The sequence below is a fragment of the Acinetobacter pittii genome (assembly GCF_034067285.1).
GTDB lineage: Bacteria > Pseudomonadota > Gammaproteobacteria > Pseudomonadales > Moraxellaceae > Acinetobacter > Acinetobacter pittii_E.
In genome coordinates, this window is record NZ_CP139286.1 from 1,349,905 (window position 1) to 1,369,742 (window position 19,838).

Below are 19,838 nucleotides of genomic sequence, written 5' to 3' on the forward strand. Positions count from 1 at the left end.
TGATTAATATTTTAGCGTTTAACTTATACAAAAGCCCTCCGAAGAGGGCTTTTTTTAACTTAATTGAGTTTTAAAAGTCAAAAGATGTTTGAAGATAGAACGTACGTGGCTGGCCTACATACTTACCGCCCGTAGAGTCTGTTGAGCGAGTAAAATATTGCTTATCAAAAACGTTCTTAATTCCACCAGCGATTTTTAAACCTTTAACTTGTGAACTTAAGTCATAAGAGGTACGTAGCGCAAAAGTGGTGTAACCCGGAATATCTCCGTATTTGCCATCTGCAGTTTCTTCTGTTTGATAGACATCACTATCAGGAACATCGGGTGAATGCTGCTTAGACTGAGCAAACATATCGGCATTTAAAGACCATTTATCTAAGGTATAACCTAACCCAACATTACCGACATGGCGTGAGTAAAACGGTAGGTCTTTATCTTTAAATTGACCCGCTTCAGCAACTGCTTTGGTAAAAGTATAGTTTCCATATACTTTTAAGCCTTCTAACGCATCTGTTAAATGACCGAAATCATAACTAATACCTGTTTCGACACCTTTATGGCTAGTTGCACCTAAATCTGTCCAGATTCCGTTATTTCCAGCATCACGTACTAATGAAAGCTCTTTATCAAAGTCTAGGTAGAACACCGTAATTTCGGCGTTTAACCCATTACCTAGATATTTAGTTCCAATTTCATAGTTATTAGACTTTTCAGGATGTAAGCCATCGGTTGTAGCAGTCGCAGTGGTTCCTTCAAGACGTGCTAGTTGGCTGTATTGCTGTGGCCCGAAAGATACACCTGCGTTTGCAAATATATTCCAGTTTTCATTTGCCGAGTACATTACAGATAAACTTGGTAAAAATTCGTCTGAATCAATTTTTGGATGAACCGTATTCGCTAGCCCATTTTTATCATAACCAGTGAAGCTATTATGAGTTTCGATTGATTCGAAACGTACGCCCGGTGTGATGGTCCAGCGGCCGAGTTCCATACGGTTGTCGATATATACCGCATGCGCTTTGGTGCCGCCTTCGCTGCTACTACGTGGAGCAAAATCTGGGGCTGATGAACCAGCAGCATAAGAAGCAGTACGCCCAGCAAACTCAGAGCTTTCTTCTTTTAAGTAACGATAGCCTACCGTTACTTCATTTTGAGTATTACCTAGTTGATAAATACGAGAGTAACGCGGTTCAATTGCATAGACTTTATAATCACGTGGAGCAGAGTCGAGACGCTTGTCACCACTCGCTAAAGTAGTTTCAAGATTACTTGTACGGAAAGAGTCGATGTAGTAACTCAGAACTTCGAAGTTATTTTTTTCATCTTTATGGTTATAACGTAAAGAGACATCTGTACGACGACCTGCAAAATAGTTTTTTTCACCAGAAGACTGATATGGGTTTTCAGCATATTGCGCCTGAGTTAAACCCTCTGGCATTTCGCCGCGACCTTCATAGTGATGCAGATTTAAAGCAACCGAGTCTTTATCATTAAATTGATAAGCAGACTTTAACATTACATCATCGATATCAATCTTGTTATTTGCTTCTCGATAACCGTTACCTTTAGTCCCTGAATATAACAGAGCAAGACCTAAGCCATTATCTAAAGTTCCACCCACAAATAGATTAGGGCTGAGCTTTACTTGGTCAGTGCCAGAGGCATATTCTGAAGTTAGGCTAACAGTTCCACTAAAATCTTGAGGAATTGAACGAGTGGCAAAGTTAATAATTCCGCCTACGTTTTGAGGTCCAAAACGAACCGATCCCGCACCACGGACGACGTCAACTGACTCAATATTACCAATTGAAACAGGAGCTAAAGATAATTGTGGCTGACCATAAGGCGCAAATGAAAGCGGAACGCCGTCTACTAAAACTGTTGAACGAGGTGATAGGCGAGATGCTAGACCACGGACACCAATATTGAGTGAAACATCACTACCACCTGTTCCGCTGCTATCTTGAGCTTGAACTCCAGGAATTTGTTTTAATGCTTCTCGAATTGAAGTTGCAGCTGTTTCATCCAAACGTTTGCGGTCAACAATAGTTCGAGCGCCAGCATGTTTGTGAACGGTTTCAGCATTAGCTTCTTCTAACCAGTTACCTTGTGCCTTAATGGTGATGGTCGGTAATGCACTGGTAGTTGTATCTTCAGCATGAGCAGGAAGTGCTAAATAAGTACACGCAATTCCGATTGCATAGCTAAGTGTAGAAACTTTGAACTTAAAATTTGGGAGTGAAAGAGCAGATGAGCGGTCCATGTTGATGTATCGAAATCCTAAACGATAATTATAATCATTATAGCGAAAAAGTAACAAAATTTTATAAAATGGTTCATGTTTTTTTCTAAGAATTTTAAACTTTTTCTAAAAGGTTAATTTTGATAATAATTTCAAAGAGCTGACTATGATTTAGATATAAATAATAAGATTCTAGCTAGAGATTGGCTGTTAAAAGATCGAAGCCCTCTTATGTACAGCCACATATAATTTCTATTTAAAGACACAGTAAGTATAAAAGTAGTGGTGAGATCAAAAGTATACTATTACAAACTTAATGAAGATAAACAGGTAATAAGTTGAGTTTAAAGGCTATTTGTGTGAAATTGAAAATAATTTCATAAATATTTTTAATTAAAATCAAATAATTATTAATTTTTATTGAACATTTGTTATAGGATTTTTATATTAAATTATTGTTTTAATAATCAATAATCATTATTATTCGCGCTAATATTTACATGAACACACAAAATATATATGGAATTTATTAAGTCTCGCAAGAAGATTGCTAAATCAGCAATAGCTTCTTCATTATCAATTGTAGCTACAACTGCAATGGCCGCTCAGGAAAATTCTGTAGCGCTTCCATTAATTCATGTTCAAGCAGATGCAGAGGTTGCACAGAGCCTTAAAGTTGATAAATCGGCTAACTCTAAATTTGTCGCACCTCTATTAAATACACCAAAATCAGTTTCAGTAATTTCAAAACAACTTATTGAAGATATCAAAGTAAATACATTAAGTGACGCACTTCGTACTGTACCAGGCATTACCTTAGGTGCAGGAGAAGGCGGTAACCCGAATGGAGATCGCCCATTTATTCGTGGTTACAATTCAGAAAGTTCGATGTACGTTGATGGTATTCGTAACTCATCTTCACAAAACCGTGAAATGTTTGCTATCGAGCAAGTTGAAGTGACTAAGGGGTCTGCTTCTTCTATGGGTGGTGCAGGTTCTGTTGGCGGTAGCATTAATATGATTTCTAAAGTTGCTAAAAAAGGTGACTTTTTAGAAGGCTCTGTACAAGCAGGTACTGATAATTATCAACGTATCACATTAGATGGTAATAAAGACTTCGGTAATGGTACTGCTGGTCGCGTTGTTCTTATGGGGCATAAAAATGAAAAAGCGGGTCAAAGCGATGGCGCTGAATACAAGCGAGTAGGTATCGCACCTAGCATTACATTTGGATTGGATACACCAACACGTGCAACTTTAAGTTATTACTACTTAAGATCTGATGACACTCCAGATTCAGGTGTTCCATATAATTACGATACGGCTAAAAAGACAACTGTTGGTAAGCCTGTTGATGTTAAACAAGGTATTTATTATGGTTTAAAAGGTCGTGATTTCCAAAAACAAGAAAATCATATTGGTACTTTTAAAGTAGAGCATGATTTAAATGAAAATCTTACTCTTGCTAACACCGTACTCTACAGCAAATCAAAAAATGATTACCTTTGGACTCAGCCAGATGATTCAAAAGGTAATGTAGCAAACGGTAAAGTTTGGCGCCGTATTAACTCTCGAATTACTGACACTGATATTTTCACCGATCAATTATCTTTAAGAGGTAAGTTTAATACTGGAGCTATCAAGCATAGCTTTAATGTCGGTGCAGAATACAGTGATCAAGAGTCAGATAAAGGTAGCTACACGACAACATATCCGGGGTATGTAGGTTCTACAACGGGCGGTTTTAATAGTGACTGTGCTATTAATGATGCGTGGTGTACTTCATTAACTAATCCTAATTCTAAAGATGCGTGGTTAGGTGGTCGTATTGCCAATAAAGCAACTACGACAACGACTACAAAAAATACTTCTGTCTATTTATTAGATAATATTGAGTTTAATCCTCAATGGTTACTTGATTTAGGTGTTCGTTGGGACAAGTTTGATACCGAACAGGTTACAAATGCCACTGGCGCTAAAATCGAGAGTAATAAAGATTTTGTTACTTATAATGCAGGTGTAACTTTCAAACCTACTGAAAATGGTAGTATTTATGCAAGTTATGCAACTTCTGCTAACCCTGTAGGTGTTGATGGCGGTGATGGATCTGAGTCAATCGGTCAAGCTTATATGGACCTTAAACCAGAAGAAAGCCAAACCATTGAATTGGGTACAAAGTGGAACGTTCTAAACGAAAAACTTAATTTAACTGCTGCCATTTTCCGTACAGAGAAACAAAATACACGTATTCAAGTTGACTCAAGCCATTATACGAATGGCGGCGATAGTAAAGTTGACGGTATTGAACTTTCAGCAAACGGAAATATTACTGATAAATGGGCTGTGAGCGCAGGTTACACCTACTTAGATAGTGAAAATACTGATCCAGGACCAAGTTGTAGCCGTGCTGGTGTATGTACTCCTGAAAATGCAGCTAAAGGTAAGCAACTTCCAAACGTACCTAAAAATTCAGCAACTTTGTGGACTACATATAAAGTATTGCCACAAGTTACTGTAGGCGCTGGCGCTTTCTATGCTGACAAAGTATATGGTGATGCAGCTAATACAAAATGGGTTCCATCATATGTTCGCTATGACGCAATGGCTCGTTATGACGTTAACAAGAATGTTAATTTGCAACTAAACTTAAATAACCTTTCTGATAAGCGTTACTTTACTAAAGCCTATGCTTCACACTATGCAACTGAAGCAGAAGGACGTAGTGCAGTATTATCAGTTAACTTCAAATACTAATAAGTTTAAAAATTTATTAGTCTAAAAAAGTAATCTAAAATAGCCTCAATTTGAGGCTATTTTTAAAGGTATCGCCGTGATTCACCATATTCCTAATGTACTTAGTAAAGAGCAAGTCCAGTTTTTCCGTCAAGAAATGGACAAGGTAGAATGGGTTAATGGGAAAGTCACTGCTGGTACACTTTCAGCTACAGTAAAACATAATCAACAATTGTCTGAAGATCATCCTCTAACCCATCAACTGAGTAATATTATTCTTGATGCTTTAGGAAAACATCCATTATTCCTATCTGCTGCAATTCCACTGAATATCATACCGCCTTTATTTAATCGCTATGAAAATCATGAGTCTTTTGGCTTTCATGTAGATAATTCAATACGGCTAATACGTGGTAGTAATCAGCGTTTAAGAACAGATTTATCTTGTACGGTTTTTTTAAGCGAGCCAGAAGAGTATGAAGGAGGGGAACTCGTAGTTGAAGATACTTACGGATATCACGAAATTAAATTGCCTGCTGGTGATATGATTTTGTATCCATCTACTAGTCTACATGAAGTGACCGCTATTACTTCAGGCTGTCGTATAGCATCTTTTTTCTGGGTACAGAGTATGATTCGTGATGACGCAGAGCGACATATGTTATTTAACCTAGATCAAACTATTCAAAACTTACGTATGCAACTAGGTGATGATCACAAAGAAGTGTTGAACTTAACAAATACTTATCACAACTTAATTCGTAAGTGGGCTGAGATTTAAATAACAACAAAAGTGATTAAGTAGCGTAAATTATTTGATACGCTACTTATAAACATTTACTTCAATATTTAATGCCTTTTCATCAATTTTTTTCAATAAACATTCTAATAGTTCTTCTATTTTTTCATCATATTCGAAAGGATGAGATTTCCCGGTTTTTGTATTAATCAGATTTAAACTAATTTTATTAGAGGCTGGTCTATAAATTCCTCTGTTACTTTTACCCAAAACAACTCTTTTAATTAGTTTTCTATGTTCAAGTTCCGCTAAAGTACGATATGTAGTGGCCAGACTAATTTTTAGGTTTTTCTTTTGGGATAACAGATATATTTCTTCTGCAGTTATTCCCTTATCGTTCTCATGTAAAAAACGGAAAATAGCAACACGCGAAGAGGTAGCTGATAAACCATTTTCAATTAACTCTTGATGATAATCCATTTAGTTCCTCTGCTAATGGCTTATTTACACTTAAATTGATTAATAAGGCTTTTTTAGTAGTGGGTAAAAAAATCTATTTGAAAACCAATGATATTAGTCCTAATTGTAAACCATTTGGTACAAAAAGTATTATGATAAAAAGTAAAAATTCTTGATTAAAATAAAAAAGTTAGAAGCCCATTTTTCCAAATCAAACTATGGGATGAATCATATTAAAGTACGAATTCATACGAATAAAAATTAGTGTAAAAAGCCTATTGATTGTGCAATTAAACTTTAAAGATTTTTATTAGGAAACTTTATGTTGTTCTATGATTTCCACTAATTTTTCACATGACTGATTTACTTTTGATATAGGTGTGGTTGCAACACCTAACATTAAACCTGAAACAACATTTTTAGGGTCTTGATACCAGAGTGATAATGGAACAGGAGCCAGATTAAAAGCTAATGCTTCACGAGCAATTTTTTGATCAGATAAAGAACAAGGTAAGTCAATAAGAACTGATAAACCTGCGGTAGAAGTTTGTAGATTAAATTGGTTTAAACACTTTATTAATTCATCTCGCTGAGCGCTATAAGTTCTTTTTGTCCGTCTTAAATGTCTTAAAAAATGACCTTCATGCATAAACTCTTGAATCGAAAGTTGTAAAGATGGAGAGGGAGCGGGTACTAAAGTGGCTGTAGTTTCTGCAAAGTCATTAATCATATGAAAAGGCACAACTGCAAAACCAATCCGTAATTTGGGGCTGATTGTTTTACTAAAGCTTCCTAAGTGAATCACTCTTCCTGTCGTATCTAATGAAAATAAAGCAGGTGCTGCTCGGCCATCTAATTGTAATTCTCCTAAATAATCATCTTCAATAATCCAGCTTTTGTTTTGGTTAGCCCAATCTAGTAGCTTTAATCGTCTAGTTAAAGAAAGGGACATCCCTAAAGGTGCTTGCTGTCCGGGCGTAACTAATGCAAGAGAAGCATGGGGTGCATTTTTTATTGCGAACTCTACGTCGATCCCATCTTGATCGACGGGAATTGGGCATAACTCCATTCTTCCTACTTCAAGGGCATGCTTAGAAAAAGGAAAACCGGGATCTTCAACCCAAGCTTTTTTTCCTGCTAATCCTAAAACATGTAATGTAAGACCAAGCCCACCCGAAAAACCTGAAGTAATAAATACTTGATCAGGAGTACATTGAATTCCTCTCGATAAAGCTAAATAAGCAGCAATTTCTCGGCGAAGAGCATATTCTCCTCGCGGGTCAGGATAATTGGGCCAACCACTCGATTCATTACGTACAGATCTAGATCTGATTTTTGCAAATAATTTTGCAGGAAAAATTTCCTTTGCGGGAATACCTAATTGAAAAATCCCCTGCACAGATGTCATATCTAAGTACATCTGTGTAAACGAACTATTTTTATGACTATCTTGAGTAGAGGGTAATTTAACTGTTTGGTAGGCAACACGTGTACCTTGTGATCTAGAAGCAATAATAAATTGACCATCGGCAAGTCTTTCATAGGCAACTTTTACAGTACCTCTAGAAACGCCAAGTTGACTAGCCAAATCTATCCATGACGGTAAACGATCACCTTGTTGTAGAGTTCCAGAAATAATGGCTTGTTCAATCCCAAGGCGTATTTGTTCTGCTAAGGGGGTCTTTAATTGGCGATCTAATTTAATTTTGAGCTGTTGGTACATGCGTGGTACAGCCTTTTAGTACATTTTTGGTTCATGAATTTATACTACGGATCTATAAAATAAAAACAACTCCCTAACTTTGTGTAGGTTTAATTTGAAATGGAAATGATCAAAAAAAGATTCTTTTTAAGTTTAGGTCTAATGCTTGTGAGTATTACACCCTCTATGGCACATGAATTAGTTGAAAAAGTTACACCTAATTTTGAACACACAATTCCTAATATACCGGGCAAATCTCTTATTGCTTTAGAAGTTGATTATCCACCAGGCGGGGCTTCAATTCCTCACACTCATGCGAAGTCATCTTTTATATATGCATATGTAGTGGAAGGCAGCATTGAGTCTAAGGTGAATAATGAGAAGCCGAAAATTTATCAGGCTGGTCAGAGCTGGTTTGAAGAACCAGGAGCGGTTCATTCTATTAGTCGTAATGTAAGTAAGACTAAACCAGCAAAGTTATTAGCAGTATTTGTTGTCGATACTGACGATAAAGAATTAGTTACCCCAGTAAAATAGAAAGTGAATAGGTGTCTATTATGGTTCAACGTATTGATTATAATCAGGTCGCTCCAGCAGGGGTTAAAGCTCTAGGTGGTGTCTATAGCTATGTCATGCAAAGCGGTTTACCAACAGACTTAGTTGAATTGGTTTATCTACGGATATCGCAGATTAATAACTGTGCATATTGTTTGGATATGCATACCAGAGACTTAATCAAGAAAGGGGTAGCAATTGAGAAACTTGCTTTAGTTCAAGCTTGGCAAGAGGGTGGTCATCTCTTTGATGAAAGAGAAAGAGCAGCTTTAGCTTGGGCAGAGTCAGTAACTAAAGTGTCTACGACTGGTGTACCTGACGATGTTTATCAACTTGCTCATTCTGTATTTGAGGAAAAAGAACTGGTTGATTTGACGATAGCGATTAGTTTGATGAATGCATATAACCGTATGGCGATTAGTTTTAGAAATACTCCACAAGCTGCAAAGTAAAATTTAAAAAGCCCTCCTAAGAGGGCTTTGAATCTACCTAAAAGTAGGTTTTTCTAAAATTTTATAGACTTTTTCTTTATAGGCATCATTAGAAATCACACCTTTATCTCGCTGTTGTTTGAGCGATCTAAATTGTTGGCCACGAATTTCTCTTTGAATACCCACATTATCATGATGTCTAATGTAATAAAGACTACGCTCATGATCACTCATATTTACTGTGTCATCAGTAAAAGAGGAAGGTCTCGTTTCATTTTCTTGATATTGTTTTGCAATTTCAAAAAAATCTACATTTTGTTGTTCACTCAGCTTTTGATCTTGAGAGTTTGCGTTCACTTCAAGCATGCTTTTATGCTGATTAAATTTAGGGCGGTTATATTCTTGTTTCGTTTGAAATGTGTTTGTTTCAGCAAATGCGGAAGAAGAAAAAAGCCCAATATTTAAAAATAAAAAAGTTAATAAAAATCTATTCATTTCTTTGGAAGTCCAATTGAAATTGAGTAAATCACTGTATTGTAACATTAAAATTTGGAATTTTGGGGCCGTTTTTTAGACCAGATGATCAATTGGTAAATAACCAAGGGATATATAGTGCTGTATATGAAGCTCTATTGATGACTTCAGATAAATATTAAGATTTAAATTAAAAAAATGTTCAATTCAAAGCACCTGTCTATTATCTAATTTAATATTTATCTATCAATAATTTATTATTTATCAAAAGGCTTGTAAGTACTTAATTATTAAGTAAATCTAAACTATTCTGATGTGACAATCGTTATTTAATTTGCTAGATTGTTTGGTTTTTATAAAAGTGGGCGGAATTTATGAAGACATTTTTAATTATTTCTTTATTGGGTTTTGGGCTAGTTGGTTGTGCCTCATCAACATATAATTCTCAAGAAAATTATTTAAATAAACCTCCAGTTGTTCCAGTCAATAAAGCATTTAGTAGTTTTAAAACACCAGATCATGGACTTTTTACTGATCAAGATATCTATAATATGCCGGAAAATTCCAATATGAATTTCCGTTATGAAATTGCTTTTTAAAGCAAACCAATTAGTAAATTAACAAAAGGATGAGCAAAGGTGGCTTAACACCTTTGCTGACTCAACGTAATCAATAATCGATATCACCTTTAGGTAGTTTTTTAAATTTTAAACTGTTAAATTTTAATGATTGAAAAAAGGTACTTTATATGAAAATTTTTACTATTATTGCTTCTTTATTTTTGTTAGTTGGGTGTAATACAGGTCATAAACAAACTACTCCTGTTCAAGTGACTGATACTAAAATTACCTCAGAAGCTGAGAAATATAAAAAACAATATCAAAAGAAAATTTATAAAATATGGGATATTCCAAAGTCTTCTACAGGCATGAGTGCAAGTGTAAAAGTCTTTTTAACGGATAGTGGTGAAATTGAGCAAATTATCTTTTTAGATAAAGAAGAGCAAAAATTTAAAACAAGTATTGAAAAAGCGATATGGCGTGCAAGTCCATTTGTTTTACCCTCTAATCCTGAGGCAAGAAAGCAAGCAAGAAAATTCAATATGAAATTTCAAGCAAAATAAGTCAGTTATGTTTAAACACTGAGAGCAATTTATAATTTTTAAGGGAAATTAAATTTGCTCTTTGGTTATTTATAGCTTTGATATATTAGGTTTTAGCTGCGTTGAAGTGATCTTTAAGAGCTAAATTCAACTTCAAAAGTAGCAAGCTAACATTTCAGTGTAGTTAGAAAATAAGACATATTATTTATAAATTAAAAAAATATAAAAATTAATTACATTACTATCAAAAGGTAACATAAAGAAAACTTTAAAAGAGTAAAAATCATTATAAAAAATAAGTGAATTTATAAAAATGTCTAGAAAATATATGAGTGAAGTAATGAAATCTCATAGCGAGAGTAAAGCTACTAAAGTCGTAGCGTGGTGCATAATTTTATTCGGAATTGTTTTAGGAATAGCCTTTATTTTGTCATATGGGCAAGTTGAAACAAGAAATGATAATTTAGACATTATTCAAGTATGGTCTACAGAAATGATTACCATAGGTCTTTTTATTATATTTAATGGACTGTTGTTTGGTTATTTACTTCTAAAAATTAGTAGTATTTTGAATCATCTAGAAAATAATAAAAATTAAAAAATTTTATTGAGCAAAAATTATTAATAATTTATAGCAAAGATTGAAAGTAAATTTTTCAAAAAAGACTTTTTATATGGGAATTAATGTGATTTATTTTGCATTTTAGTGTTTAAAGTGTGATTGATTTTAATGTTAACTTGCAAAGTACCTATACTTTTTACATTAGGTTTATGAGTTTTACCCTATATTACATAAAAAAATTATAGATTAAAAAAGTATATGAATATACTCATAAGAAGATAGGAGGTTATGATGCCAAAATATCTAGCTATAGCGGATAAGGTTTATAAAAAAATTAAAAATGACAACTTGTTTTCTGATGACATGATAGAGAACTTAAATTGTTTGGTCGGTCTAATTCGTAATACCATAAAAGGGACTGAATTTAAATTAAAGTATAACTTTATTAATTTTGAAGACTGCTTAACCAAACCTACTGAGCAATGCTCAGTAAAAATTGATTTTAGTCTTATACCTAAATTTGAAAATGAAGGGGAATTTATTTTATGGTTAGCGGGATTTATTGAAAGGATCACTGAGGGTGGAAAACCTAAATTTCCGCCAATTTCACAGTTAGTGCCTCAAGGTTTTAGTCTGGGAAATGAAAGTATTCCAGTAACCACTTTACCTGAAAAAGAAGAAAATGCAGAAATGATTGTTAATTATTTTAAATCAGATGATTATCTTAAAAATAATAAATTGCCCTCTTAAAATGTATAAGATTTATAAACCGCCTTTTATGGCGGTTTTTTAGCAAATGTATCTTAAAGTGTCTGTTACACAAATGGTGAATGTTTAGGATTGAATGTATCTTTCAATTATTTAAGCATGGAATAACACAAGTTAAGTAAAGGATAAATCTCATGATTGATGAAGAAAAACCCTTAAATTTTGACGATGATGAAGAACCTCTTGATTTTGCAGATGAAGAATTTATCGATGATAAAAAAGAGGATGAGTTATATAACACTATTACCAAAGATGGCTCTAGTGTAGATCCGGCCGATGATGGTGAGCGGCATATTCGCCCTGAAGATGGTGATCCGATAGAAGTTGAAGAGTAATCCATAGCCCAATTCAATATTGGGCATTTTAATTTTTAGCATATTTGGTTGAACAAAAAAAATCTAAATGTTATTCAAAAATTATCATCAATGACTTAAAAAAATGAGAGTTAAGCAATGAGTCTAGAGATATAAGGCTATATATTTATTAAATTCTTATTCTCAGCCAGAAGTAAAACTATGAGTAATTATATTTATAAATTTGCCAACAAAATCAAACATAACGTTGTACCACCAATTAATGACGTTTTGCTCGCTTTTAGAACTTTAAAAGGAATACCAGGTGGATTAACGTTATTGTCAAAAGTTGTTAGCCGCGTTGCTCCATATTTTCAAACGGTAAATCCGGTTATTCAAAAGCTAGATGCTGACATGTGCGAAGCTTTCATCAAAAAGAATAAATCAGTCGAAAATCACATAGGAACAGTTCACGTTATTGCCATATGTAATGGATTAGAATTTGTTATGGGTGTACTAACGGAAGCATCTATTCCTCAACATTTAAGATGGCTACCTAAAGGCATGACCGTAAATTATGTTGCCAAAGCCGATTCTGATATTAAAGTCGTCGCAACAATTGATGAAGAATGGAAAGTTGGCGATATACAAATAAAAGTAAATGCCTATAGAGCAGATGGACAGCCTGTAGTTCAAGGGTATATTACGCTTTGGGTTACAGAGAAAAAGTAATATGACAGAGGGTTAAATGCAAAAAATATTGGATTATCTTCACAAATTTTTTACTGGTATGTCTCGGTCAAGTGATGCTAATAATAGTCTCATTGCTACAGCAACTGATAACGGCACTGAAGAAGTTGGTTTCGCTGTTGATGAGATGTCTCTTAGTCAGGTCGGTATAAACCACATTTGTAATTTTGAAGGACTAAGACTCAGTGCTTATGATGATGGAGTAGGCGTGTGGAGTATCGGTTATGGTACAACAAGATATCCCAATGGTGTGAGCGTTCAAAAAGGTGACACATGTACCCTTGAGCAGGCCAAGGCTTATATGCAGCATGATTTAAAAATATTTGAACATGCCGTAAATAACGCTGTAAAAGTTCCTTTAACGCAAAATCAATTCGATGCATTAGTATCTCTAACCTACAACATTGGGACGGGTGCTTTTAAAAACTCGACCTTACTAAAAAAATTAAATTCAGGTGATTACAAAGAGGCTGCGAATCAGTTTGATGTATGGGTAAACGCAGGAGGTAAGCGTTTACCGGGATTGGTGAGACGGCGTGCCATGGAAAAGAAATTATTTTCATCTCCATAGCTTTAATGAATTAAGCTTTATCCCCTAAGGTAATTCTAAGCCTGTTTAATGCTCCCATGAGTGAAATGCTAGTCGTTAACTCTACAATCTCTCTTTCACTGAAATACTCTGCTAAGTGAGCTTTTACAGTTTCAATTTTTTCAGATAAAAAAGTGACTGCTTCTGCAAGTTCGAGTGCAATCAGTTGTTTCTTAGAAAAGACATTCGAATATTTATAGCCCGGAATTTTATCAATAACTTCTTGGCTCATACCCATGTCTCTTAATTCCTGTGCATGAAAAGCACAGCAGTAAGCACAGCCGTTAATTTGTGACACATATAACTCAGCTAAAGCTATTAATTGTGGATCAATTCCAGAGCTTCGAATTGAGGCATGTGCAGAGTACAAATGATTAATCGTTTTTTTTGCAACTTCTTTATATTCCATAATATAGGCCAGCATTTGCGTGATAAAAATCTATTATTTATCACTAGGTATAGATTGTAAATTAGGCACTATTTTGTTATATAGGTATATTTTTTATACCTATATCATCAATGAAAGATAATATTTCTGGCTGTTCTGTAGAAGAAGCAATGACTGTATTGGGTGGTCGTTGGAGAATGTTAATTATTTCATTTCTCATCGAACGACCTATGCGTTTCAATGAGTTAAGACGTGCCATTCCTAATATTTCTCAAAGAATGTTAACTTTGGAATTGCGTTTTCTCGAAGAAGAAGGATTTATTAATAGGGAAGTTTTTGCGGAAGTTCCTGTTAAAGTTGAGTATTCTTTAACTGAAGATGGCAAGAAATTAAACGGCTTGGTTGAGGTGCTAAAAGAAGTAGGTACTTGGTTAAAAGCAAGATAGTTCAGCTATTTTTAGATTATGACGCCAGAAGATGAAATTAAGTTAAAGAACAATATCTATAAAATTTTAGGCATAAAAAAAGCCTGATGCTACGAATCAGGCTTCAGTATTCATCGACAATAGGAGTTGATGAACAAGACCAATCTAACAGACCTGCTCTGTAAAGGCAAACTGAGGCTTGAATTGCTGAGTCAGCTAAAATTAAATTTTTCAGAATATACGCATTAAAAAAGCCCTTGCTCGAAAGCGAAGGGCTTAGTCATTCATTGATCTACCAATGAACTATATAAGGCTCATCTCATACTAAGAACAGTATAACTGAATTTAGGGGAGTAGAGAAGAAAACCTTTAAATAGCTTACTTATTCTATTTGTACTTAATTTATTGAGGCATATAGCAAGTTACATCAATAGTAAACCAAGACACAAAACTTGCACTTTGTATTCTGGAGTGTGTGGTATTTGTGTGTAAGCCCCGATTAGATTGGCTTTGGGAACGAAGCAATAGCGGTTAAATGATTCAAATAACGTTTGGAGTGAACATTTTGAAGAATCAGGGCGGATGTAAGCAAGGAAGTAAATATGAATTTGATTAGATTAGAAGAACTCTCATTGATGAGTAATGCGGTTTTGACACCTCAATTAAACAATTGGCCATGTATACAATCAGCAAATTTAGAAGATACTGATTGTCAAAAGCATAGAGACAGTTTTTCCGAACAATCTGATAAAAAATTTCATAAAGAATGGCGAAAACAACAAAAGAAAATACTTAAAAATATTCCGAGTAATGCTGTGTTACTCAGTATGAATGACTCTATTTAGTCTAGGCATCAAACAATTTTATAAAGACATAAATTACAAGGATGAGCTGTTAGCTAAATAACTTTACGTAGCTACACTTGTTAGTCATAACTTCTTCTAGAGATACTGAAAATATTAATAAATAACGAATATGTAAGGGAAGACGGGCAAATAGAAAATAACAAAAAAGGCACTTCTGTAGAGGTAATTTATGGTTAATCTTCACCAGAAATCACTTTTTGATGTTCTGACTCAACATCAGGCTTATCTATATCGAGCATCCTCAAGATCGGTCAATGAGCTTCTTAATTTATTTAATTCCGAAACGGTTAACATGCTTACCAAGTTAAGTAATTTGTTAGATGGACTAAATGAAAAGGAAAAAACAGCGCTAGCAGGTGGGCTTTACTCAACAGCTCCATTAAAAGAGATACGTGCACTAATTTCTCAATGGTTTAATGTAACGAATGATGCACTCATTGATACGTTTACCGTCTCTGCTGTGGCATTGGCTGTCTATGAAGCCAGATATATGTCAAAAATTTTTGGTGGTAAACATAAAGAGTTAAAAGGTGAACAGCTCTATAAAGCTGCTAAACGTGTTCCTTTAGCAGGTGGCGCATTGGTAGATGAGTTGCTCTTGAAAATTGTAGAGGTGGCGCGTCAACGTGTCGAATATGCAATTCGGGATGGCCTTAATACTGGAGCCACAAATCAACAAATTATTCAAAGGATTCAGGGTACTAAACGCCTTAAATATGAAGATGGACTATTAAATAGCACAAAGGCAGATATTGAACGAACTGTACGTACAATTCGAAGCCATATATCCAATCAGGCCTATTTAAATAGCTATAAACAGTTAAAGTTTGAATATGTCAGATTTGTAAGTGTCCTTGATGGAAGAACCTCTAAAGTGTGTGCTGCACTTGATAGTAGTGTCTGGACCATCAATGATCCTACAAAGAAAGTTCCTCCTCTACATCCTCATTGTCGTAGTATTTTAATTCCAACACATGAAGATGGTCAGCTCGTAGGCAGCCGAGCTTTCATTATGGATGAAAGAAAATTTAAGGATATTCCTAAAAGTGAACGTGAACAATTAACTGGTCAATTAGATGCAAATACTTCTTTTAAAGAATTTTTTAAATTGACAGATGATTTCTTTCAAAAAGAGTGGCTAGGACCTAAAAGGTATCAACTATATAAAGAAGGGGAATTCGATTTTGATAAGTTTTTTGATCCAGAAGGGCGATTATATACACTTGAGGAGCTTAAAGAACTGGATGAGCGGGCTTTTAAAGCTTTGGGATTGTGATTGAGGACCGCAGCATTTGGATAGGATTTTTATCTTAAATAACTTTTTTGGTTTTAACTAAATATACACACTTAAACAATTAGTTGAAAAAAGTTTCCATTATTTAGTCAGGTAGCATGTTAAGTTTTTCTCAATCATAAAAAGTTAAAAAGGATGAGAATATGAAATTTTCCTACCAAGATCTTGACGGAAATAATGTTGAAGTGGAATGTGAAAGTTATATCCATATCCCATCAGGAGCGGCTGTAAAATCTACAGAAGCTGGCAATTATCATATTACTGAAAATTTTAGCTTCTATAAAAAAATAGAAGCTGATTCTGTACCCATCTATCGATTTGCTATTGATCGCAATTCTAATGTGTTTAACAGTGATGAACTTCCCGCACTCGCTCAAATCGGCAAAGATTGGAAAAATTTAGACTAGTTTTCAATCCTTCTAAAGCCCTCACCCGAGGGTTTTAGACTAAATTTTAAATGATTTATTTCTTTTTAAATACAAGCATTAAGCCTATTAAAATTGCCATCATTCCAATTAAACCTGCCAGTGGCAACTTATTTTTCAAAATTAGAAAATCTAAAATTGCAGTAACCACAGGGACTAAATAAAACAAGCTTGTAACATTTACAATATTGCCCTGACTTAGAAGCCGGTAAAGTAAAAGTTGAGCAACTACAGAAATTAAAATTCCAAGAAATAACACCGAAATAATGAGTTGTGAATTCCACATTATTTCAAAATGTTCAAACGGAACTATAAATAAGCAAACGACAAGACTGACTACATATTGGAGCGGTAAGATATCAGTTGGAGCTTGTTGAATATTCTTTTGCATGATGGCGCCAAACGTTATACAGATCAGTGCAGCCAAGGCAAAGCATATGCCAATTGGAGCGATAAAAGATATAGTCAGACTTTTCCACACTAAAAGGATGAGTCCGGCTAAAGCAATAAATAGCCCTAATAATCTTTCTTTTTGTAAATTCTTTTCTAGAAGACAAAGCGTCAAGATTGGCTGTATTCCCATGATTGTTGCCATTAAACCAGGAGTAACCCCGTGAGCCATCGCTTTGAAATAACAGATTGAATAACCTGCAATCATGAGCAATCCAGTCAGTAAAACTTGCTTTCGAGTTCCGTGCTTGGGTAAGAACCTTTTTCTGAAAATCGCAAGTAACAACAGAACAATCAAAGCGATAGAAAATCTTAGAATTAATAATGCTATGGGTGAGGCATTATCGAGTCCCCATCGAGTAAAAATCGCGGCACTTCCCCAAAGTAAAACGAAAATAGATGTCGCACTTTGTGATGCGAGCAGCTGTTTATTTAGGCGCATAAAACCTCCTCCTAGTGCGTAATATCTAAGAAATACGAAGTGATAAAATAATTTTTAAGTACAGTGATTAAAGGTTTATTTAGTCATTAAGCAATTCATGGATAACTTTTTTAAGAAAAATGAATTGGTTTAACTTCTTCTAATTTCAGTATGAGAGAGACAACAAATAAAGAAAAGCGCATAATTCTTTTATATACTATTTGAAAATCGAATAGATAAATCCTCATGAATTTAAAAAACCTACAGATCGATTGGTTAAAGTGTTTTGTCACCGTAGTAGATACAGGCTCACTATCGAATGCAGCCCCTGAGTTATACCGCTCACAGTCTGCTGTTAGCATGCAATTGAAAAAACTAGAAGAAGCGCTACATTGCCAACTTTTAATACGAACACATCGACAAATTGAATTAACGTCGCAAGGGCAGCTACTTTTAGGTTATGCACGTCGTATTCTTGACTTGCATGCTGAAGCTCAAATGGCATTTCACGGAGATGAACTGAAAGGGCGTATACGTCTTGGGGTACCCGATGATTATGCAGCGAAATATTTAACGCCCGTACTGAAGCGTTTTGCGCCACGTTATGGAGGAGTTGAAATCGAGTTGATCTGTGAGCAATCTACTTCGTTAATACCGCGGGTAGAAAATGGGGATATAGATTTGGCATTAATTTCAAGAGATAACGCTCGTCAAGGCACACTTTTATTTCATGAACCGATGGTGTGGGTAGGCTCCCCACAGTTTGAGCTTTGGCGAGAAGACCCACTTCCAATTGCAGTTTATGAAAGTACCAGCCAAGCAAAAAAGAGTGCGATTAATTCCTTAGCATTACAAGGACGCCGTTATCGTGTGGTATATAACAGTTCAAGCTTAGCAGGCCAAATTGCAGCAGTTGAAAGTGGTTTAGCAATTGCTGTGTTCACACAGTGTAGTGCACCCGAGCATTTAACGATATTGGGGGCTGATCATGGCCTTGGACCTTTAGAACCGATGGAGGCCGCTGTCTATCGAAGTAGAGCATCTTTAGAATCAAAAGCTGTAGATCACTTATATGACTTACTCATCAAAACACTTCGGCATTCGGTTAATGTTTGATTTTAACATTTTGGGGAACTACTTATATTTGTTTGCACATTTTGTTTTGAAATTTAAGATATATCTAAATAGCTTTACATTTTTGCGTTAAATCTACAAAAAAGCCTAGAAACCTATGCTGATCGTAAAACTAATAAAAAGTATTTATTAACTCATTAATCTAAACAATTCATGAGGTGAAACATGACAAAAATTATAGCGTCCTTAGGTTTAGCTGCTTTTATTGCTTTAAGTGTGAGCGCTTGCCAAGGTGAAAACGACACAAACCAGCAAGATAAAACCACGACTCCACATTCAATGGATAAGGATTCATAACCTAGTTAAATCTCTAAAGCCCGTCGTAAGATGGGTTTTTTTATATCTTTTATTCTTATACCAAAGTGTGATTTGTAACTCAAAATATTTATTTTTAACGGCACTGTTCAAAATATGTTGACTAGTACACTAGGTTTTAAATATATTTAAATTTGAAACTCATTATTTTAAATAGAACTCTATATTTAAAATAACTTGTTTAAATATCATCAGTTCAGAAATTTAACCTTTAAATTTGATTATAAAAATATAAATGAATCAAGGAGGTGGGTATGGATGCTAAATTTCACTCTGAAAATGAATATGGTTTTATATTAAATATATTGAACCATTATGTCGTGATAAAAAAGTCATTAAAAAATGACCATTATCCTTATGATTCATTTGGTTATCTTCTTGCTCTTTATCAGCCGCTAAAAGTCTATATTCCCCAACTTCCACATCCGAAAATTTATATTGAGATTGGTGGAATTTCTTATGACAGAATAATTGTTATGCAAACAGAAGAAGAGACAGAAGCCATGAATGTTTTAATGGATTTAGGACAGCTTGTTGTTTAAAAATTAAGTGATTTTTTAAATGAGTTCAATTTACTTACGGACACTTTTTCTTGAGTAAATTGAACAAAAAACTTTAAGTGAAAAATAGAGTTAAACAGTAGAACTCATAAAATTATTCCGTGTTTTAATTTATCTTTTTAAACAAAGCCTTTAATAAGATACAAAAAACCACAAAAGCT

The 19,838-nt window shown here is 34.6% G+C and carries 24 protein-coding genes; 18 read left to right on the plus strand and 6 right to left on the minus strand.

Translation table 11 applies throughout. The features are described from left to right. Positions 1–70 precede the first annotated feature (70 nt). Positions 71–2,263 (minus strand): TonB-dependent siderophore receptor, encoded by a 2,193-nt coding sequence (locus SOI81_RS06350; RefSeq protein WP_320541400.1) that lies wholly within the window; start codon positions 2,261–2,263, stop codon positions 71–73. Between the two features lie 498 nt (positions 2,264–2,761). On the opposite strand from SOI81_RS06350, the gene SOI81_RS06355 reads away from it, so the two are divergent. Continuing rightward, entirely contained in the window at positions 2,762–4,996 is a 2,235-nt protein-coding gene (locus SOI81_RS06355; protein WP_320541401.1) for a TonB-dependent siderophore receptor, read from the plus strand. A gap of 76 nt (positions 4,997–5,072) precedes the next feature. Next, positions 5,073–5,756 (plus strand): Fe2+-dependent dioxygenase, encoded by a 684-nt coding sequence (locus tag SOI81_RS06360; protein ID WP_320541402.1) that lies wholly within the window; start codon positions 5,073–5,075, stop codon positions 5,754–5,756. Between the two features lie 42 nt (positions 5,757–5,798). On the opposite strand, the gene SOI81_RS06365 is transcribed toward SOI81_RS06360, so the two are convergent. Together SOI81_RS06365 and SOI81_RS06370 are read right to left on the minus strand one after the other, a co-directional pair. Then, a complete protein-coding gene (locus tag SOI81_RS06365; RefSeq protein ID WP_111854201.1) occupies positions 5,799–6,194 on the minus strand; it encodes a Fur family transcriptional regulator in 396 nt (131 codons plus the stop codon). A 289-nt stretch (positions 6,195–6,483) separates the two neighbouring features. Further along, positions 6,484–7,896 carry a PLP-dependent aminotransferase family protein gene (locus SOI81_RS06370; RefSeq protein ID WP_320541403.1) on the minus strand — a complete coding sequence of 471 codons (1,413 nt, stop codon included), beginning with the start codon at positions 7,894–7,896 and terminating at the stop codon, positions 6,484–6,486. A 141-nt stretch (positions 7,897–8,037) separates the two neighbouring features. On the opposite strand from SOI81_RS06370, the gene SOI81_RS06375 reads away from it, so the two are divergent. After that, positions 8,038–8,412 (plus strand): cupin domain-containing protein, encoded by a 375-nt coding sequence (locus SOI81_RS06375; RefSeq protein ID WP_262456613.1) that lies wholly within the window; start codon positions 8,038–8,040, stop codon positions 8,410–8,412. Positions 8,413–8,432: 20 nt separating this feature from the next. Beyond that, positions 8,433–8,882 carry a carboxymuconolactone decarboxylase family protein gene (locus SOI81_RS06380; protein WP_239969211.1) on the plus strand — a complete coding sequence of 150 codons (450 nt, stop codon included), beginning with the start codon at positions 8,433–8,435 and terminating at the stop codon, positions 8,880–8,882. 33 nt (positions 8,883–8,915) lie between these two features. On the opposite strand, the gene SOI81_RS06385 is transcribed toward SOI81_RS06380, so the two are convergent. Next, positions 8,916–9,404, minus strand: coding sequence for a hypothetical protein (locus tag SOI81_RS06385; RefSeq protein ID WP_239969213.1), 489 nt, complete (start codon positions 9,402–9,404; stop codon positions 8,916–8,918). Between the two features lie 305 nt (positions 9,405–9,709). Between SOI81_RS06385 and SOI81_RS06390 the strand changes: the two genes are divergently transcribed. The 7 genes from SOI81_RS06390 (at position 9,710) to SOI81_RS06420 (ending at position 13,381) form a co-directional block, all read left to right on the plus strand. After that, positions 9,710–9,934 carry a hypothetical protein gene (locus tag SOI81_RS06390; protein WP_320541404.1) on the plus strand — a complete coding sequence of 75 codons (225 nt, stop codon included), beginning with the start codon at positions 9,710–9,712 and terminating at the stop codon, positions 9,932–9,934. A gap of 149 nt (positions 9,935–10,083) precedes the next feature. Continuing rightward, positions 10,084–10,458 (plus strand): TonB C-terminal domain-containing protein, encoded by a 375-nt coding sequence (locus tag SOI81_RS06395; RefSeq protein ID WP_320541405.1) that lies wholly within the window; start codon positions 10,084–10,086, stop codon positions 10,456–10,458. A 307-nt stretch (positions 10,459–10,765) separates the two neighbouring features. Then, the gene (locus SOI81_RS06400) at positions 10,766–11,035 is read left to right on the plus strand and encodes a hypothetical protein (protein ID WP_239969218.1); all 270 of its coding nucleotides are present in this window, start codon (positions 10,766–10,768) and stop codon (positions 11,033–11,035) included. Between the two features lie 255 nt (positions 11,036–11,290). Beyond that, a complete protein-coding gene (locus tag SOI81_RS06405; protein ID WP_239970349.1) occupies positions 11,291–11,749 on the plus strand; it encodes a hypothetical protein in 459 nt (152 codons plus the stop codon). Between the two features lie 152 nt (positions 11,750–11,901). Further along, positions 11,902–12,102, plus strand: coding sequence for a hypothetical protein (locus SOI81_RS06410; protein WP_005073749.1), 201 nt, complete (start codon positions 11,902–11,904; stop codon positions 12,100–12,102). A gap of 180 nt (positions 12,103–12,282) precedes the next feature. Continuing rightward, positions 12,283–12,792, plus strand: a complete 510-nt coding sequence (locus tag SOI81_RS06415) for a hotdog fold domain-containing protein (RefSeq protein ID WP_320541406.1) — start codon at positions 12,283–12,285, stop codon at positions 12,790–12,792. A 16-nt stretch (positions 12,793–12,808) separates the two neighbouring features. Then, the gene (locus tag SOI81_RS06420) at positions 12,809–13,381 is read left to right on the plus strand and encodes a lysozyme (RefSeq protein ID WP_320541407.1); all 573 of its coding nucleotides are present in this window, start codon (positions 12,809–12,811) and stop codon (positions 13,379–13,381) included. A gap of 10 nt (positions 13,382–13,391) precedes the next feature. On the opposite strand, the gene SOI81_RS06425 is transcribed toward SOI81_RS06420, so the two are convergent. Further along, positions 13,392–13,808 carry a carboxymuconolactone decarboxylase family protein gene (locus SOI81_RS06425; protein ID WP_320541408.1) on the minus strand — a complete coding sequence of 139 codons (417 nt, stop codon included), beginning with the start codon at positions 13,806–13,808 and terminating at the stop codon, positions 13,392–13,394. A gap of 110 nt (positions 13,809–13,918) precedes the next feature. On the opposite strand from SOI81_RS06425, the gene SOI81_RS06430 reads away from it, so the two are divergent. The 4 genes from SOI81_RS06430 to SOI81_RS06445 all read left to right on the plus strand — a co-directional run bounded on the left by SOI81_RS06430 (position 13,919) and on the right by SOI81_RS06445 (position 16,779). After that, the gene (locus tag SOI81_RS06430) at positions 13,919–14,233 is read left to right on the plus strand and encodes a winged helix-turn-helix transcriptional regulator (protein ID WP_016140643.1); all 315 of its coding nucleotides are present in this window, start codon (positions 13,919–13,921) and stop codon (positions 14,231–14,233) included. A gap of 581 nt (positions 14,234–14,814) precedes the next feature. Continuing rightward, the gene (locus SOI81_RS06435) at positions 14,815–15,057 is read left to right on the plus strand and encodes a hypothetical protein (RefSeq protein ID WP_239975304.1); all 243 of its coding nucleotides are present in this window, start codon (positions 14,815–14,817) and stop codon (positions 15,055–15,057) included. A 190-nt stretch (positions 15,058–15,247) separates the two neighbouring features. After that, entirely contained in the window at positions 15,248–16,354 is a 1,107-nt protein-coding gene (locus tag SOI81_RS06440) for a minor capsid protein (protein ID WP_262456490.1), read from the plus strand. Between the two features lie 161 nt (positions 16,355–16,515). Then, entirely contained in the window at positions 16,516–16,779 is a 264-nt protein-coding gene (locus tag SOI81_RS06445) for a hypothetical protein (protein WP_016140646.1), read from the plus strand. 55 nt (positions 16,780–16,834) lie between these two features. Here the strand turns inward: SOI81_RS06445 and SOI81_RS06450 are convergent, their stop codons facing one another. Further along, positions 16,835–17,689, minus strand: coding sequence for a DMT family transporter (locus SOI81_RS06450; protein ID WP_320541409.1), 855 nt, complete (start codon positions 17,687–17,689; stop codon positions 16,835–16,837). A gap of 225 nt (positions 17,690–17,914) precedes the next feature. Between SOI81_RS06450 and dgdR the strand changes: the two genes are divergently transcribed. The 3 genes from dgdR (at position 17,915) to SOI81_RS06465 (ending at position 19,659) form a co-directional block, all read left to right on the plus strand. After that, positions 17,915–18,784 carry a LysR family transcriptional regulator gene (gene dgdR / locus SOI81_RS06455; protein ID WP_320541410.1) on the plus strand — a complete coding sequence of 290 codons (870 nt, stop codon included), beginning with the start codon at positions 17,915–17,917 and terminating at the stop codon, positions 18,782–18,784. Between the two features lie 183 nt (positions 18,785–18,967). Continuing rightward, the gene (locus SOI81_RS06460) at positions 18,968–19,099 is read left to right on the plus strand and encodes a hypothetical protein (protein WP_032054042.1); all 132 of its coding nucleotides are present in this window, start codon (positions 18,968–18,970) and stop codon (positions 19,097–19,099) included. 272 nt (positions 19,100–19,371) lie between these two features. Next, a complete protein-coding gene (locus SOI81_RS06465; protein WP_262456495.1) occupies positions 19,372–19,659 on the plus strand; it encodes a hypothetical protein in 288 nt (95 codons plus the stop codon). Positions 19,660–19,838: the final 179 nt, after the last annotated feature.

What these genes read in the sequence shown, in the direction of transcription:
- SOI81_RS06350 (WP_320541400.1), bottom strand. Translation starts at nt 2,263, where the DNA reads ATGGACCGCTCATCTGCTCTTTCACTCCCAAATTTTAAGTTCAAAGTT.
- SOI81_RS06355 (WP_320541401.1), top strand. Translation starts at nt 2,762, where the DNA reads ATGGAATTTATTAAGTCTCGCAAGAAGATTGCTAAATCAGCAATAGCT.
- SOI81_RS06365 (WP_111854201.1), bottom strand. Translation starts at nt 6,194, where the DNA reads ATGGATTATCATCAAGAGTTAATTGAAAATGGTTTATCAGCTACCTCT.
- SOI81_RS06370 (WP_320541403.1), bottom strand. Translation starts at nt 7,896, where the DNA reads ATGTACCAACAGCTCAAAATTAAATTAGATCGCCAATTAAAGACCCCC.
- SOI81_RS06375 (WP_262456613.1), top strand. Translation starts at nt 8,038, where the DNA reads ATGCTTGTGAGTATTACACCCTCTATGGCACATGAATTAGTTGAAAAA.
- SOI81_RS06380 (WP_239969211.1), top strand. Translation starts at nt 8,433, where the DNA reads ATGGTTCAACGTATTGATTATAATCAGGTCGCTCCAGCAGGGGTTAAA.
- SOI81_RS06385 (WP_239969213.1), bottom strand. Translation starts at nt 9,404, where the DNA reads ATGTTACAATACAGTGATTTACTCAATTTCAATTGGACTTCCAAAGAA.
- SOI81_RS06390 (WP_320541404.1), top strand. Translation starts at nt 9,710, where the DNA reads ATGAAGACATTTTTAATTATTTCTTTATTGGGTTTTGGGCTAGTTGGT.
- SOI81_RS06395 (WP_320541405.1), top strand. Translation starts at nt 10,084, where the DNA reads ATGAAAATTTTTACTATTATTGCTTCTTTATTTTTGTTAGTTGGGTGT.
- SOI81_RS06400 (WP_239969218.1), top strand. Translation starts at nt 10,766, where the DNA reads ATGAGTGAAGTAATGAAATCTCATAGCGAGAGTAAAGCTACTAAAGTC.
- SOI81_RS06405 (WP_239970349.1), top strand. Translation starts at nt 11,291, where the DNA reads ATGCCAAAATATCTAGCTATAGCGGATAAGGTTTATAAAAAAATTAAA.
- SOI81_RS06410 (WP_005073749.1), top strand. Translation starts at nt 11,902, where the DNA reads ATGATTGATGAAGAAAAACCCTTAAATTTTGACGATGATGAAGAACCT.
- SOI81_RS06415 (WP_320541406.1), top strand. Translation starts at nt 12,283, where the DNA reads ATGAGTAATTATATTTATAAATTTGCCAACAAAATCAAACATAACGTT.
- SOI81_RS06420 (WP_320541407.1), top strand. Translation starts at nt 12,809, where the DNA reads ATGCAAAAAATATTGGATTATCTTCACAAATTTTTTACTGGTATGTCT.
- SOI81_RS06425 (WP_320541408.1), bottom strand. Translation starts at nt 13,808, where the DNA reads ATGGAATATAAAGAAGTTGCAAAAAAAACGATTAATCATTTGTACTCT.
- SOI81_RS06430 (WP_016140643.1), top strand. Translation starts at nt 13,919, where the DNA reads ATGAAAGATAATATTTCTGGCTGTTCTGTAGAAGAAGCAATGACTGTA.
- SOI81_RS06435 (WP_239975304.1), top strand. Translation starts at nt 14,815, where the DNA reads ATGAATTTGATTAGATTAGAAGAACTCTCATTGATGAGTAATGCGGTT.
- SOI81_RS06440 (WP_262456490.1), top strand. Translation starts at nt 15,248, where the DNA reads ATGGTTAATCTTCACCAGAAATCACTTTTTGATGTTCTGACTCAACAT.
- SOI81_RS06445 (WP_016140646.1), top strand. Translation starts at nt 16,516, where the DNA reads ATGAAATTTTCCTACCAAGATCTTGACGGAAATAATGTTGAAGTGGAA.
- SOI81_RS06450 (WP_320541409.1), bottom strand. Translation starts at nt 17,689, where the DNA reads ATGCGCCTAAATAAACAGCTGCTCGCATCACAAAGTGCGACATCTATT.
- dgdR (WP_320541410.1), top strand. Translation starts at nt 17,915, where the DNA reads ATGAATTTAAAAAACCTACAGATCGATTGGTTAAAGTGTTTTGTCACC.
- SOI81_RS06460 (WP_032054042.1), top strand. Translation starts at nt 18,968, where the DNA reads ATGACAAAAATTATAGCGTCCTTAGGTTTAGCTGCTTTTATTGCTTTA.
- SOI81_RS06465 (WP_262456495.1), top strand. Translation starts at nt 19,372, where the DNA reads ATGGATGCTAAATTTCACTCTGAAAATGAATATGGTTTTATATTAAAT.